Annotated in this window: 9 protein-coding genes; 3 read left to right on the forward strand and 6 right to left on the reverse strand. The window is 70.5% G+C overall.

The window, feature by feature from the left end; genetic code table 11:
* Positions 1 to 11: 11 nt before the first annotated feature.
* From AB0D67_RS34905 to AB0D67_RS34915, 3 genes are all read right to left on the reverse strand, one after another.
* Positions 12 to 830 carry a carbohydrate ABC transporter permease gene (locus tag AB0D67_RS34905; RefSeq protein ID WP_362945465.1) on the reverse strand — a complete coding sequence of 273 codons (819 nt, stop codon included), beginning with the start codon at positions 828 to 830 and terminating at the stop codon, positions 12 to 14.
* 64 nt (positions 831 to 894) lie between these two features.
* The gene (locus AB0D67_RS34910; RefSeq protein WP_362945467.1) at positions 895 to 1812 is read right to left on the reverse strand and encodes a sugar ABC transporter permease; all 918 of its coding nucleotides are present in this window, start codon (positions 1810 to 1812) and stop codon (positions 895 to 897) included.
* Entirely contained in the window at positions 1809 to 3113 is a 1305-nt protein-coding gene (locus AB0D67_RS34915) for a sugar ABC transporter substrate-binding protein (protein ID WP_362945469.1), read from the reverse strand. The genes AB0D67_RS34910 and AB0D67_RS34915 overlap by 4 nt, the downstream gene beginning before the upstream one ends.
* A 180-nt stretch (positions 3114 to 3293) precedes the next feature.
* Here AB0D67_RS34915 and AB0D67_RS34920 point away from each other — a divergent pair, with 180 nt between their 5' ends.
* Complete coding sequence (locus AB0D67_RS34920; protein ID WP_362945471.1) at positions 3294 to 4307, forward strand: LacI family DNA-binding transcriptional regulator; 1014 nt, start codon at positions 3294 to 3296, stop codon at positions 4305 to 4307.
* Between the two features lie 132 nt (positions 4308 to 4439).
* Here the strand turns inward: AB0D67_RS34920 and AB0D67_RS34925 are convergent, their stop codons facing one another.
* The 3 genes from AB0D67_RS34925 to AB0D67_RS34935 all read right to left on the reverse strand — a co-directional run bounded on the left by AB0D67_RS34925 (position 4440) and on the right by AB0D67_RS34935 (position 11690).
* The gene (locus AB0D67_RS34925; RefSeq protein ID WP_362945473.1) at positions 4440 to 6230 is read right to left on the reverse strand and encodes a ThuA domain-containing protein; all 1791 of its coding nucleotides are present in this window, start codon (positions 6228 to 6230) and stop codon (positions 4440 to 4442) included.
* Positions 6231 to 6351: 121 nt separating this feature from the next.
* On the reverse strand, positions 6352 to 9189 hold the full coding sequence (locus AB0D67_RS34930; RefSeq protein ID WP_362945475.1) for a carbohydrate-binding protein: 2838 nt from the start codon (positions 9187 to 9189) through the stop codon (positions 6352 to 6354).
* An 86-nt stretch (positions 9190 to 9275) separates the two neighbouring features.
* Entirely contained in the window at positions 9276 to 11690 is a 2415-nt protein-coding gene (locus AB0D67_RS34935; RefSeq protein ID WP_362945477.1) for a ricin-type beta-trefoil lectin domain protein, read from the reverse strand.
* A 925-nt stretch (positions 11691 to 12615) separates the two neighbouring features.
* On the opposite strand from AB0D67_RS34935, the gene AB0D67_RS34940 reads away from it, so the two are divergent.
* Positions 12616 to 14076, forward strand: coding sequence for an arabinofuranosidase catalytic domain-containing protein (locus AB0D67_RS34940; protein ID WP_362945479.1), 1461 nt, complete (start codon positions 12616 to 12618; stop codon positions 14074 to 14076).
* A 214-nt stretch (positions 14077 to 14290) separates the two neighbouring features.
* The coding region (locus tag AB0D67_RS34945; protein ID WP_362945481.1) for a ricin-type beta-trefoil lectin domain protein at positions 14291 to 15617 on the forward strand (1327 nt) is incomplete at its 3' end.

Consider the following 15617-nt stretch of genomic DNA (forward strand, 5'->3'; position numbering starts at 1 on the left):
GGGACGGGCCCCTAGTGCTTCACCGCTCCGGCGGTGACGCCCGCGGCGACGTAACGCTGGGCGATGACGAGCAGCACGGCGGCGGGAACGGAGGCGACCACGGCGGTGGCCATGATGGCGTTCCACTCCTGGTTGTTGTTGCCGATGTAGTGGTAGATGCCGAGCGTGATCGGCTGGTACGCGCCGCCCTGGTCGAGGGTGGAGGCGAACACGAAGTCCGACCAGGACCACAGGAACGCGAACAGCGACGCGGTGATGACCGAGTTGCGGCTGACCGGCAGGACCACCGACCAGAAGGTCCGCAAGGAACCGGCTCCGTCGACCCGGGCCGCCTGCAGCAGCTCCTCGGGGATGCCGGACATGAACGCGGTGAGGATCAGGACCGCGAACGGCACCGCGAGCGTCGAGTCCGCCACGATCAGCCCGGGGATCGTGTTGAGCACGCCCAGGTTGAGGAAGACGGCGTAGAACCCCATCGCCATGATGATCCCCGGGATCATCTGCGCGATCAGCAGCAGGAAGCTCAAGGCCGCGCCGCCCCTCGGGCGCAGCTTCGCCAGCGCGTAGCCGGCCGGCGCCGCGACCAGCAGCGTGAGGACGACCGTGCCCAGCCCCACGACCAGGCTGACCCCCAGGTACGGCAGCTGCCGGTCGAGCACCGACCGGTAGCCCTCCAGCGTGCCGTCCAGGGGAAGGAGGGCGGGCGGGCTCCTGCGCATGTCCTGTTCCCGGGTGAGGGACACGTTGACCATCCAGTAGACCGGGAACAGCATCACGCCGGTCAGCGCCAGCCCGGCCGCGGTCTTCCACCGGGCGCGTACGGCGCTCATCGGACCCTCCCTCCTGATCGGCAGGACCCGGACGCGGATGCCGTGCCGTACTCGGCGTGCCCGTTCACGCGAGGGCCTGCCGTCGCTGCGCGCGGATGTAGATCAGGCCGAAGACCAGGGCCGCCACGATCAGCAGGTTGCCGACCGCCGCCCCGCGGCCGAACTCCGGCAGCAGGTTGCCGAACCCCAGCCGGTAGGACCAGGTGGCGAACGTGGTGGAGGACCCGCTCGGCCCGCCCTTGGTCATGATCCAGATGATGTCGAACACCTTCAGCGTGTAGACCAGCCCGAGCAGCAGCGTGATCGCCGAGACCGGCCGCAGTAGCGGGAACGTGATCGTCCGGAAGCGCCGCCAGCCGACCGCGCCGTCCAGCGCGGCGGCCTCGTGGACGGCGGGATCGATCGCCTGGAGGCCCGAGTAGAGGACGACCAGGTTGAACGGCACGCCGATCCAGACGTTGGCGATGATCACCGACCACAGCGACCAGTCGGGCGAGGTCAGCCAGCGGACGGGATCGACGCCGAACACGGCCAGGGCGGCGTTGACGATCCCGGAGTCGCTGTTGAGCATCCACGACCACGTCGAGGCCGACACGATCAGCGGCAGCAGCCACGGCACCAGGAACAGCGCCCGCAACGTGGCCGACAGCGGGAAGTTCTGGGCGAAGAACACGGCCAGGGCGAGCCCGATCGTGAACTGGAAGACCAGGGACACCAGGGTGAACACCACCGTGTGCCACAGCGCGGGCCCGAACGTCGCGTCTCCGGCGACCTCGGCGTAGTTGGCCGTCCCCGTGAAGGGGGCGTCTCCCTGCACGAACGACCGCACCGTGTAGTCGTGCAGGCTCAGCTCGACGTTGCGGTACAGCGGATAGGCGTAGAAGACCGCCAGGTAGACGACGACCGGGGCCAGGAAGGCCCAGGCCGCCCATCGGCCGGTCCGCCCGGGGCGGCCGGCCGCGCGCCGCTCTCCCGCCGTCACCGGATGGCGCTCGCGGCGGCGGCCTGCGCGTCGGTCAGCGCCTGCTGCGGGCTCTTCGACCCGCTGAGCGCCGCCTGCACCGCGCCCCACATCGGCTCGGAGATCTTCGGGTACTTGGTGCCGAGGTCGTCGCCGGTGCGGCCCCTGGCCGCCTTGACCGCCTCCACCCACACCTTCAGGTCCGGGTTCCCTTCGACCTGCTTGGACTGCGCCTGCTCGGTGGGCGCGACGTACGAGAGGGTCGTGGCCGTGGTCAGGGAGTTGTCGGTGCTGGTCAGGCAGGTCACCAGCTTCTGGGAGGTGGCGTAGCGGCCGGTGTCCCGCTGCACGGGGACGCCGACGAACTCACCTCCGGTCGGCGCGGGCGCGGTGCCGCCGTCCTTGCCGGGGACGGGGATGATCCCGTAGTCGAAGCCGGCCTTCTCCGCGGCGGCCACCTGCCAGGTCCCGTTCTCGGCGAAGGCGTAGTCGCCGCCGGCGAACTCCTGCCAGCTGGTGGTCTGGGTGTTGTTGATGACGGAGTCGGGGGCGTACCCCTTCTTCAGCCAGTCGGCCCACAGCGTCACCGCCGAGACCCCCTGCGGCGAGTCGAGCTTGGTGAGCAGGGCGCCGGACCCCCAGAACCACGGCAGGAACTGGAAGCTCCCCTCCTCCGTGCCGATCGCCGAGAACGTGATCCCCTTCTTGCCCGCCGCCTTGACCTTCTCCAGGGCGGCGGTGAGCGACGCCCAGTCCCGGACCGAGGCGATGTCCACCCCGGCCTTGTCGAGCACCTTCTTGTTGTAGTAGAGGGCCAGCGTGTTGGCCCCGATCGGGACCCCGTACGTCTTGCCCCCGATCCGCCCCGCCCCCAGCAGGTTCGGCTCGATGGCCGAGGTGTCGAGCCTGTTCTCCTCCGTCGTCGTCAGCACGCCCGCCTCGGCCAGCGTGGAGACCACCGGGTTGTCGACGATGAGCACGTCGGGCGCGTTGCCCTGCTGCGCGGCGAGCAGCGTCTTGTTCGTCAGGTCGGTGGTGTCGAAGGCGGTGCGCTCCACCGTGACGCCCGCCTGGGCGCCGCAGGCGTCCAGCAGCTTCACCCACTCGGAGCCCTTGTCGTGCTGGGGGTAGGGGTCCCAGATCGTGTAGGTCCCGCCGCCGGCGGCTCCGCTCGCGTCCGCGGCTGTGTCGCCGGACGGCCCGCCGGACGATCCGCCGGACGACCCTCCGGACGGTGAGGAGCATGCGGCGAGACCGCCGGCGGCCGCCAGCACCGCCAGGCTCAGTCCGGCCGCGCGCCGGCTCGTTGCCGTTGACCTCATGATCTGACCTCCGCTGGCATGCGTTCTGCGGCTGCTGTCGTTCTCATCGAATCGGTTCGCATGAAGATAGGACCGTGGATCACGTACGTCAATGCCTGCGTGTGAAAACACCCCGGTTCGTCGGTTCGAACGATTCGACTTACGATGATGCGGGGGGCCCGGACCAGGTGAGGAGCACCGGTGAACATTGGGGAGATCGCCAGGCGGTCAGGCGTGTCGCGCAGCACCGTCTCCTACGCTCTGAGCGGCAAGCGCCCGGTGTCGGAGGAGACCCGCCGGCGCATCCAGGCGGTCATCGACGAGCTGGGCTACCAGCCGAACGCCGCCGCAAGGGCGCTCAAGGAGGGCAGGACCCGCACGATCGGGCTGGTCATCCCCCCGGCCAGCCGGCGGCTCACGGACATGCAGCTCGGCTTCGTGGCCAGCGTGGTCGACGCCGCCGCCCGCGCCGACCTCGACGTCCTGCTGTCCCCCTCCGGAGGCGAGCACGACCGCTCCTTCGAGCGCACGGTGAGCGGCAGGCGCGTGGACGGCGTCATCCTCATGGAGATCCGGCTGGAGGACGACCGGGCCGTCCGGCTGGGGCAGATCGGCATGCCGTTCGTGGGGATAGGGCGTACCAGCCGCCCCGATGAGCTGTCCTGGGTGGACGTCGACTACGAGACGCTCGTCGCCCGGTGCGTGCACCACCTGGCCGACCTGGGCCATCGCCGCGTCGCCCTGGTCAACCGCTCCGCCGAGCTGGTGGCCGCCGGGTACGGCCCCGGCCACCGCGCCCAGGCGGGCTTCGCGCGGGCGGTGGCCGAACGCGGCCTGGAGGGCGTGCAGACGTGCTGCGCCGACGACGCCCAGTCGGGGGTCTCCTGCGTCGAGCGGCTCCTGGCCGGGCATCCCGGCCTCACCGCGATCGCGACAATCAACGAGGCCGCCATGCCGGGCATGTACCGGGCGCTGGCGCAGGCGGGACTGACCGTGCCCGGGGACTTCTCCATCGCGGGCGTCGCCGCGCTGCACTGGGCGGAGAACCTGCACCCGCCGCTCACCGCCGCCGACGTGCCCGTCGACGAGCTCGGCGCCAGGGCCGTGGAGCTGCTCATCCAGCGCATCGCCGATCCGGCCGCCCCCCACCGCCACCTCCTCGTCGCCCCTCCCGTCTCCCTGCGCGGGACGACCGGCCCCGCGCGCCCGCGCTGACCGGCGGGGAACGGCGGGCGGGTCCGCACGGTCACGCCCGGGGGCGGCCCCGGGCGTGACGTCATGTGCGAGGGGTCCGGCGGAGCGGAGCCCCGGAGGGCCCCGGCCGCCTCCCGGCGCGGACGGACGGTCTCAGGATCGGGTCCACTTCTGGTTGTTCTGGCCGTTGCAGGTCCAGATGTTCACCCTGGTGCCGTTGGCCGTACCGGAGCCCGAGACGTTCAGGCACTTGTTCGCGCCGACCGCGGTGACGCTGCCGTCGGTGTTGAGGCGCCACTTCTGGTTGTTCTGGCCGTTGCAGTCCCAGATCGTGACCGCCGTGCCGTCGGCGGTGCCCGCGCCGGTCACGTCCAGGCACTTGCCGCCGTAGACCCGCAGCTCACCGGCGCTCGTCGGGGTCCACTTCTGGTTGTTCTGACCGTTGCAGTCCCAGATCTGCACCTGCGCGCCGTTGGACTGCGAGGCACCGCTGACGTCCAGGCACCGGCCCGAGCCCGTGCCCTTCAGCGCGGTCGCGCCGCCGGGCGGCGTCGGCGTGGCCGAGGGCGAGGGCGACGCACCGCCCAGTTCCTTGATCCGGATGTTGCGGAACGACACCACGTCGCCGGACCCGTGGTTCTGGATGCCGATGTAGCCCTGCTGGAGCGAGCGGACCGGATCGGTGTTGGTGAAATCATTGATCTTCGTGCCGTTCAGGAACACCTGCAGCCGCTCGCCCTCCACCAGCAGCTCGTAGGTGTTCCACTGACCCGGCGGGTTCAGCGCCGCGTCGCGTGCGGCGGTGTCCGCCGCCTTGACCCCGTAGATCGCTCCCGTCGTCTTGTCCGGGGTGTCGGTCGCGTCGATCTGCACCTCGTACCCGGTGTCGAGCGCCGCGTTCGGGTCGCTCGTGGCCGGGAATCCGACGATCACCCCCGAGTTGGAGTCACCGGTCAGCCTCCAGTCGAGCTTGAGCGAGTAGGAGCCGAACTCCTTGGTGCCGTACCACAGCATGCCCATGCCGCCCTGGGAGGTCAGGGTGGCGTCGGTGTTGGTGAACGACCCCGGGCCGACCTGCGACCAGCCCGCCGTCGAGCCGTTGTACAGCGCCGTGTACCCGGTCTCCGGGCGGCAGTCGGCCTTGGCCGCCCCGGCCGCGTACCGGATCCCGCCGACCAGCAGCGTGCGGAAGGCCGGGTCGGCGTACGACTCCTGGGTGTGCCCCAGGCCGGTGTAGAACGCGCGGCCCGAGGACTGGGCGTGGCACCAGGTGATCGGGTGGTCGCCGCCCATGCCGCCGCCGCTGTAGCTGCCCTCGTCCAGGTTCTGCAGCACCTTCGCCGTCGAGCGGGGGTTGGTGCGGTAGTTGTACCACTCGTCGGTGCGCGACCAGGTCGCCCCCAGGTGGGCGGTCGCGGCGTGCGCCCGGTCCTCGTTCCGTACGGTGGCCCGCTGGATCGCCGGGTGGTTGTTGAACCAGGCGCCCACCAGCTGCCCGTAGTACGGCCAGTCGTACTCGGTGTCGGCGGCGGAGTGGACGCCGACGTAGCCGCCGCCCCCGTCGACGTAGGACTGGAGCGCGGTCTGCTGGGTGGCGTTGAGCACGTCCCCGGTGGTGCTGAGGAAGACGACGGCCTTGTACTGGGCGAGGTTGGCCGGGTTGAAGGCGGCCGAGTCCTCGGTGGCGTCGACGGTGAAGTCGCCGGTGGCCCCCAGGTCGCGGATGGCCTGGACGCCGGCGGGGATCGAGTCGTGCCGGAAGCCCGCCGTCTTGGAGAACACCAGAACCTTGAAAGCGGCTGCCTGGGCGGGGACGGCGGGGATCGCCGCCGCGGTGGCGACGAGCGCCGCCGCGGCGGTCACCGACAGGCGTCGCAGCACGGACGCCTTCCGGCCGGCGCCCGCGTCGCGCGCCGGCGCGGCGGGGGTCGGATGTCGCAGCATGGATGTCCTTCCGTCGCGGCGTCCGGCGCGGCCCGTTCCGGTGTCGGAGGCGGGCCGCGCCGGGCGTCACATCAGTCGATGGTCGCGGTGGGGTCGGGGCTGGACGGGGTGAAGGGCGGCCTCAGGCCCGGGTCCACTTCTGGCTGCCCTGGCCGTTGCAGGTCCAGATGTTCGCCTTGGTGCCGTTGGCCGTACCGGAGCCGGAGACGTTCAGGCACTTGTTCGCGCCGACGGCGGTGACGCTGCCGTCGGAGTTGAGACGCCACTTCTGGTTGTTCTGGCCGTTGCAGTCCCAGATCGTGACCGCCGTGCCGTCGGCGGTGCCCGCGCCGGTCACGTCCAGGCACTTGTTGCCGTAGACCCGCAGCTCACCGGCGCTGGTCGAGGTCCACTTCTGGTTGTTCTGACCGTTGCAGTCCCAGATCTGCACCTGCGCGCCGTTGGACTGCGAGGCCCCGCTGACGTCCAGGCACCGGCCCGAGGCGGTCCCCTTCAGCGCGCTCGTGTCCCCGGGGGGCGGGGTCGACGGCGTGCCGGTGTCGAGGGTGAAGGAGTCCACGTCGAACAGGTAGCCCTGGCCGGTCGCGCCGCGGAAGACCAGGTACAGCGTCGTGGTGCCGGACGGTGCGCCGCTGAGGTTCGCCGACACGTCGGTGAAGGTCTCCCAGCCGCCGGTGCTCGCGACGTTCACCGTTCCCAGGAGCGTGCCCGTGGCCGAGCCGGCCCGGACCTCGATCCGGCCGCCCGCGCCGCCGGAGGACACCCGGGCGGTGAACTTCGTCGCGTTGCCCAGGGCGTACGGCTGGAAGGAGATCCAGTCGCCGTCGTCGGTGAAGCCGACCGTTCTGCCGCCCTCGGCGCCGGTGTGGTCGGCCGTCTGCACGCCCTGCTGGGCGCCGAAGTGCTCGGCCTGCCGGTGCCGCGGCTGGAGCGTGCGGGAGCTGGTGGAGGTCAGGCCCCCCTTGTCGGTGTAGGAGGCCTCGAAGACGCCGTAGATGTTGGCCGCGGCGTCGTGCTCACCGTCGACCGGCACCGCGATGGAGCCCGAGCAGCCGGTCTGGGAGGTGATCTGGTGGCGGTGGCTGTCGTGGCCGAGGAGGTAGGTGACGGTGACCTTGGAGCAGTCGATCGTGCCGTCCTCCGGGTCGGTGACCGTGACCTGGAAGGGCACGGTGTCGCCGAAGGAGAACGGCTGCCCGTCGGCCGGGTTGGTCAGCGTCACCTTCGGGGCGGTGTTGCCGACGGTGACGATCAGGCTCGTGTTCCCGGTCAGCCCCTGCGGATCCCGGACGGTGAGGGTGACGGTGTAGGTGCCGTCCGCGGTGTAGGTCTTCGACGGGTTCGCCGCCGTGGACGTGGTGCCGTCGCCGAAGTTCCACGAGTACGTCAGCGCGCCGCCCTCGGGGTCGGAGCTGCCCGCGGAGGAGAACGCCACCGTCAGCGGAGCCGGTCCCGAGAGCCTGTCGGCGGCGGCCTTGGCGATCGGGTTGCGGTTGGCCGCCTTGCCGATGTACTCGACCCGGTACACCGCCTGGTTGTTCTTCCCGTCACCGTAGTCGAGGACGTACAGGGCTCCGTCGGGGCCGAAGGCCATGTCCATCACCTGGGTGCCGGTCCAGGGGAACGCGGAGATCTCCCCGCGGGAGCCGTCCGCCTTGACCTCGATCGCCTTGATCCAGCGGCGGCCGTACTCGCCGGCGAAGAACCGCCCGTCCAGCTCCTGCGGGAACTTGATGGACGAGCTCAGATTCGGGTCGAAGCGGTAGACCGGGCCGCCCATCGGCGACTCCGACCCGGAGCCGAACTCCGGCGGGGACCCGGAGTCCCCGGCGTACTTGATCCACGCCGGCTTGGCGGCGGGCAGCGTGGTCAGCCCGGTGTTGCGGAAGGAGTTGTTGGTCGGCCCGCCCGCGCAGTCGTACTTGGGGCCGGTGCTGTTGGTGGCGAAGTTCCACTCGTTATAGGTCTCGGTGGTGGTGTTCGTGCCCGTGCAGTACGGCCAGCCGAAGAATCCCGGCCCGGTGATCCGGTTGAACTCCACCTGCCCGCTCGGACCGCGGTTGGAGTTGGTCACGCCCGAGTCGGGGCCGTAGTCACCCAGGTAGACGACGCCGGTGGCCTTGTCCACGCTCATCCGGAACGGGTTGCGCAGGCCCATCGCGTAGATCTCCGGCCTGGTCCGGGCCGTGCCCGGCGCGAACATGTTGCCGCTGGGGATGGTGTACGTGCCGTCCGGCTGCGGCTTGATCCGCAGGAGCTTGCCCCGGAGGTCGTTCGTGTTGGCGGCGGTGCGCTGCACGTCGTACTGGGGGTTGCGGTCGGTCCGCTCGTCCAGCGGCGAGTAGCCGCTCGACTCGAACGGGTTGCTGTCGTCCCCGGTCGTCAGGTAGAGGTTCCCGGCCGCGTCGAAGTCGAGGTCGCCGCCCACGTGGCAGCACATCCCCCGATCGTTGGGCACCTCCAGCACGACCTTCTCACTCGCCAGGTCGAGGGTGTCGTCGGACTTCAGCGTGAACCGGGAGAGGTTCAGGTGGCCCTTCCACTGGTCGAACTGCGCCTGCGTGCCGTTGCCGGGCGCGTCGCCGGTCGGCGTGCTCAGGCGCGGCGAGTAGTAGAGCCAGATGTACCGGTTGGACGCGAAACCCGGGTCCACCGCCACACCCTGCAGACCCTCCTCGTCGTGCGTGTAGACGTTGAGCTTGCCGGCCACCTTCGTGGCGCCGTTCACGTCGGTGATCCGCACCGTGCCGTCGCGGGCCGTGTGGACGACCGACCGGTTCGGCATCACGGCCAGCGACATCGCCTCGCCCAGCTCCGCGCTGCCGGACGCCAGGGACACCTGCTGGTAGTCGGACGCCGGAATCGTCAGCGCGTTCGCCGGGGAGCCGCTGACCGCGAGGGTTCCAGGGATGATCAGCGCCATCGTGGCCAGCAGTTTGAGCCACGGACGTCGGGACATGTGTGTTCCTTACGAGTCGGTCCGAAGAGGGGGGTCGCCCCGCGTCCCTGCCGGTGGGGGACGCGGGGCGGGTCGTCAGCGAGCGGTCAGGATCGGGTCCACTTCTGGTTGCTTCCTCCGGTGCAGGTCCAGATGTGGACCTTGGTGCCGTTGGCGGTGCCGTAGCCGGAGACGTCGAGGCACTTGTTCGCGCCGACGGCGGTGATGCTGCCGTCGGTGTTCAGCCGCCACTTCTGGTTGTTCTGGCCGTTGCAGTCCCAGATCGTCACCGCGGTGCCGTCCGCGGTGCCCGCGCCGGTCACGTCCAGGCACTTGCCGCCGTACACCCGCAGCTCACCCGCGCTCGTCGGGGTCCACTTCTGGTTGGCCTGGCCGTTGCAGTCCCAGATCTGGATCTGCGCGCCGTTGGACTGCGAGGCCCCGCTGACGTCCAGGCACCGGCCCGAGCCCACGCCCTTCAGCGCGCTCGCGTCCCCGGGCGCCGTCGGGGTGGCCGAGGGCGAGGGCGACGTGCCGGTCCGGGGCCCGGCCGACGCGATCACGGCCTGGGCGCCCGCCGGCCAGTTGCCGCCGGCGACGGTGACGTTGCCGGAGACGACGTTGCCGCGGTCGCCGTTGGTCACGTTGGTGCTGCCGTTGGTCGACCAGTTGCCGGTGACGGTGAAGTTCCCCATGTTCTCGGCGAACCAGTAGTTGGCCGTGGCCCAGGTGCCGGTGTTCGAGAAGACGTTGCCGTTGGCGGTGTAGTACCGCGAGCCCTCGTCGAAGTAGAGCCCGAACCAGCCGTTGGTCCGCAGGCAGTGGTTGCCGCTGATCGTCCCGTTCGGGTTCGCCGACAGCGTGTAGATGCATCCGCCGTCGGTCATCTGCTGCATGACGTCGTGCACGTGGTTTCCGACGAGCCGGTTGCCGGACGCGGTCGTGGCCGTCGTGTACCGCGGCTGGTAGTTGTACAGGCCGCGGTCGGCGTAGTGGTTGCTGCCGCCGGCGTCGTTGGCGCCCCAGCCGTACCCGATCGACATGCCGGTGTAGGGCATGTTGTAGACCTCGTTGTAGGACACGTCGCTGCCGGTGACGTAGGTCGTCAGGACCGAGACGACGCCCCGGTAGTCCAGGCCGAGGTCGTGGATGCGGTTGTCGGTGACGGTGATGTTCCGGTTGACCATCCGCTGGTCGCCGGGGTGGTGGGCGTCGGCGCGCACGCCGCCGACCACGATGCCGCCGGCCGAGCTGCGGGCGATCTCGGAGCGGGTCACCGTGATGTTGCTCGCGCCCAGGCCGACGCCGCCGGCGTGCGCGTTGGCGTCGTTGCCGATGCCCACGGCCGTCTGCCCCAGGTTGAGGAACCGGGAGTCGGTGAAGGTGACGTTGTTCGCGGCGGAGACCTGAACCGCGGCGGGCATCTGGTACCAGTTGGGCCGGGTGGCCTCGAACTGCTGGCAGCCCTCCTGGCAGGACTTCGGCAGGTCGGCGGGCACGCTCCAGTTGCCGGCGATGTAGGCGCCGGTCTGCTGGTCGGCGAAGCCCTGGTTGCCGCTGGGGCCCAGCCAGCTGGTGCCGGTGAACGTGATGCCCTTGAACGTGATGTGGTGCGCGGGCGCGTCGTAGGTGCCCCCGACGTTCACCAGGGACTGCAGCAGCGGCAGCTCCACGCTGACGTCGTTCATGTTCTGCCCGGCGAGGGGGATGTAGGACAGCACGCCGGTCGCGGGGTTGATGTACCACTCGCCCGGCGAGTCGAGGAACTCGTAGGCGTTCTCCAGGTACAGCGGACCCGCCCGGTGGGGGCTGGTGAACACGTCGTATCCGAAGATGTTGTTGGTCCAGCCGGGCTGCTGCATCGTGATGAAGTTCCCGCTGATGCTCTGCACCCGCACGTACCGGTCGGTGAACGAGCCGATGCTCTCCATCTCGATCCGGTTCTGGCCGGCCAGGTTGTTCAGGTAGTTCAACGCGGAGTTGCCGAACCTCATGCCGGTGCCGGTCGCGGTGAAGTCGGCCCGGTTCACCTGGGTACGGGCACGGGTGGCGAGGGCGCCGTTGACGTACAGCTGCCGGGTGTCGATCCCGGTTCCGACGTCGGCGCGCCAGATGTTCTTCCCGGCGTCGGCCTGCGACCATCCCGTGACCGCGCGGGCCCCGCTGATGACGGGGCTCGCGCCCGCCGCGGCCTGCCAGCTGACGGTGTGGCCGTTGTTCCCGGAGTCGGCGGCGGTCAGCCGGAGCGGCGAGGAGAGCCGGTACACCCCGCCCGCCAGTTCCACGACGATGTCGTCGGTCATGGCGCCGTTCAGCGACCGCACCGCCGCCTGCGCCCCCGTCAGTGAGCACGGCTGGGCGGAGGTGCAGGCGGTGCCGGTGCCGGTGGGCGACGCGTACAGGGTCGTGGCGGCCGCGGACGCCGAGGTGGCCGGGGCGACGAGGGCGAACGCGGCCAGCACCGCGGCGACGATGCCGGCCAGGACCGGTCTCGGCACCGCGGCGGGTGAGGATGATTGCACGGTGGTTCCTTGGGGGGTAGGGGCATGGTCAGGTCACACCCTCCTCCGCAGGGCAGGTGACGCCCTCCCGGAGGAGGAGACCGTCGCCGTACGGGAGGCGTATGGGACCACGGGGGGACGCCCGCGGAGCGGGACCGCGGACGTCGTCGTGGCCGGCCACGACGCGAAGGGCCCGGAGGCCCTCCACACCCTGCCCGTGTGGATTCGGCCGCGGGGGTTTCCGGAAGGAGGCGCGCCCCCCGCGGGGATCTCGCTACCAATTACGAGTGGAGCGCCAGGACCCGTCAAGACCTTAAGCCCACTTATTTCACATTCCGCACACCGAGCCCACGGTCGCAGTTAACGGCTCTGACGCGTCCATCAGGGAGGACGTCCGCCGCCCGCGTCGTTCGCACCGGCCGCTCCGAATGAACCGTTCACATGTTTCGTACTGATCATGGACGGCCCGGCCCCAGGTGACGACCTCCCCCAGACGGATGAACGTTTCATCGGGCTCGTCCCGGCGGGAGCCGGATGAGCCGCCGCTGGGAGCCGCCGGGAGGGATTCCCGGCCGCCGGCCCGGATTCACCGAAGCTTGACAGGCGGCGTGCGGGTCGTGTGTGCTTCGCTGTAACACAGCCTCCTCCCCCCTCCTCAGCGGCCTCGACACTGAGGCGAATCGATTCGCGCCCGTTGTGGGGATCGGCTCCGAGCGGCCCTCCCGCGCTGTCCCGTGACCGGGCGGCCCGGTCCTCGGCGCCCGCCGGACGGGCGCGTCCCGTATCCCGCCGTCTCCGGCGAGCCCCGCGCCTTCCCCGGCACGGCCGTCTCCGCCGCGCCCGTTTCCGAAGGAGTACGACATTGCAGCCTTCACCGGTTCCCTTACCGGGCCGTGCGACGCGTGGGCGGCGTGCTCGGACGACCCTCGCCGCGTCCGTCCTGGCGATGCTGGCGACCCTCGTCGCCACCGCTCTCGTGTGGTCCGAACCCGCCTCGGCGGCGACCACGCCGCTGATCGGCACGGGCTCGGGCCGGTGCCTGGACGTCAGCGGGGCCTCGCAGTCCAACGGCGCGTCCGTGCAGATCTGGGACTGCAACGGCCAGGCCAACCAGCAGTGGACCACCACCGGCTCCAGTGAGCTGCGCGTCTACGGCGGCAAGTGCCTGGACGTGACCGGCGCGGGCACCGCGGACGGCACGGCGGTCACCATCTGGGACTGCAACGGCCAGAACAACCAGAAGTGGCGCCTGAACACCGACGGCAGCGTCACCGCCGTCGGCGCGAACAAGTGCCTCGACGTCTCCGGCTACGGCACCGCCAACGGCACCAAGGTCCACATCTGGACCTGCCACGGCGGCACCAACCAGAAATGGACCACCGGAACCGATCCGGGCCCGACCCCGACCGTGACGCCGACCTCCACGCCGACCCTGCCGGCCGGCGCGCGCCCGTGCGACATCTACGCCTCGGGCGGCACCCCGTGCGTGGCCGCGCACAGCACGACGCGGGCACTGTACGCCGCCTACGGCGGCAACCTGTACCAGGTCAGGCGCTCGTCGGACAACGCGACCCGCAACATCGGGCTGCCGGTCGCGGGCGGCGTCGCCGACGCCGCGGCCCAGGACGCCTTCTGCGCCGGCACCACGTGCGTCGTCACGGTGGTGTACGACCAGTCCGGCCGCGGCAACGACCTGTGGTACCAGGGGTCCAGCGTGGTCCCCGGCTCCCCCCAGAGCAGGCCGGCGGTCGCGACCACCGAGTCGCTCACCGTCGGCGGCGCCAAGGCCTACTCCCTGTACATCAACCCCGGCAACAGCTACTGGCGGGACGGTCACCTGACCGGCGTGCCGACCGGCAGCGCGCCCGAGGGCATGTACATGGTCACCAGCGGCACCCACGTCAACGGCGGCTGCTGCTTCGACTACGGCAACAGCGAGACCACCAGGAAGGCCGACGCCGCCGGCGCCATGGACGCCATCAACTTCAGCACCCAGTGCTGGTTCGGCGGCTGCTCCGGGGGCGGTCCCTGGGTCCAGGCCGACCTGGAGTGGGGCCTCTACCCCGGCGGAAGCCAGTCCTGGAACCCCAACCAGCGGGCCTTCCCCCACAAGTTCGTCACCGCGACCCTGAAGAACAACGGCACCAGCCGCTTCGCGATCAAGGGCAGCAACGCGCAGTCCGGCAGCCTGTACACCCTGTACGACGGCTCGCTCCCCCCGGGCTACAGCCCGATGAGGAAGCAGGGCGCCATCATCCTGGGCAGCGGCGGCGACTGCTGCAAGCCCGACGGCGGCGCGAACCTCAGCGCCGGAACCTTCTACGAGGGAGCCATGGTCGCCGGCTATCCCTCCGACGCCACCGAGAACGCGGTGCAGGCGAGCGTCGTCGCCGCCGGCTACCGCTGATCCCGCCCCGGGACGGGGCCTCACCGGCCGGACCCGCCGCGCCGCCCGCGGCGGGTCCCCGTGAGGGCCGCCCGTTCTGCGGATCGATCCGGAAGACCGTCCCATCGGGCCACCCGGAAGAAGAAGGAGATGGGTCACACGGCCATTAGTTAGCGCTAACACAGCGACTTCCCCATCCATGCGTCACCACGAGAACGACGAAGGAAATCGTGTGATGTCGAGGAAAAGACCCCTCTTCGCCGCTGCCGCGACCGCGGCGCTGCTCGTCCTGGGCCTGGTGCAGGCGGTGCTGGGCGGCAGCGCGAGCGCGTCGTCCGCCCAGCGGAGCGCCCTCGCGCCCACCGCCGGGTGCGGCAAGACCCCGACGCTGAGAAGCGGTACACAGTCGATCACGACCAGCGGGAAGAACCGCAGCTTCATCCTGCGGATTCCCGACAACTACAACAACAACACGCCCTACCGGCTGGTCTTCGGGTTCCACTGGAACGGCGGCACCGCCAACGACGTCGACTCGGGCGGGACCAGCGGGTACGTCTGGTCCTACTACGGCACCAGGGCGCTGTCGAACAACACCGCGATCTTCGTCGCCCCCCAGGGCTTCAACAACGGCTGGGCCAACTCCGGCGGCGAGGACGTCACCTTCGTCGACGACATGATCCGGCGGATCGAGTCGGACCTCTGCGTCGACACCACCCAGCGCTTCGCCATGGGCTTCAGCTACGGCGGCGGCATGAGCTACTCGCTCGCGTGCTCCCGGGCGAACGTCTTCCGCGCGGTGGCGGTCTACTCCGGCGGTCAGCTCAGCGGGTGCAGCGGCGGCAACGACCCCATCGCGTACATCGGTCTGCACGGCCTCCGCGACCCGGTGCTCAACATCTCCGCGGGCCGGTCGCTGCGCGACAGGTTCGTCAGGAACAACGGCTGCACGCCCCAGAACCCGCCGGAACCGCCGCAGGGCAGCCTGACGCACGTCGTCACCTACTACTCGGGGTGCCGGGCCGGGTACCCGGTCGCGTGGGCGGCGTTCGACGCGGGTCACACCCCCAACCCGGTCGACGGGAAACCCGGCGACTTCGAGCCCGGTGAGAACTCCTGGACCAGGTCGGTGGTGTGGAACTTCTTCACGCAGCTCGGCGGCGGCCCGACCCCGGACCCCACGATCACCCCCACGGCCACCCCCACGGTCGACCCGCCGGCGGGCGGCGCGCTCAAGGGCACGGGCTCGGGCCGATGCCTGGACGTCAGCGGAGCCTCGCAGTCCAACGGCGCACAGATCCAGATCTGGGACTGCAACGGCCAGGCCAACCAGAACTGGGCCACCACCGGCTCCGGTGAACTGCGCGTCTACGGCAACAAGTGCCTCGACGTCAGCGGAGCCGGCACCGCCGACGGCACCGCCGTCACCATCTGGGACTGCAACGGCCAGAACAACCAGAAATGGCGCCTCAACACCGACGGCAGCATCACCGCCGTCGGCGCCAACAAATGCCTCGACGTCTCCGGCTACGGCACCGCCAACGGCACCAAGGTCCACATCTGGA

The organism is Streptosporangium sp. NPDC048047, assembly GCF_040653115.1.
GTDB lineage: Bacteria > Actinomycetota > Actinomycetes > Streptosporangiales > Streptosporangiaceae > Streptosporangium.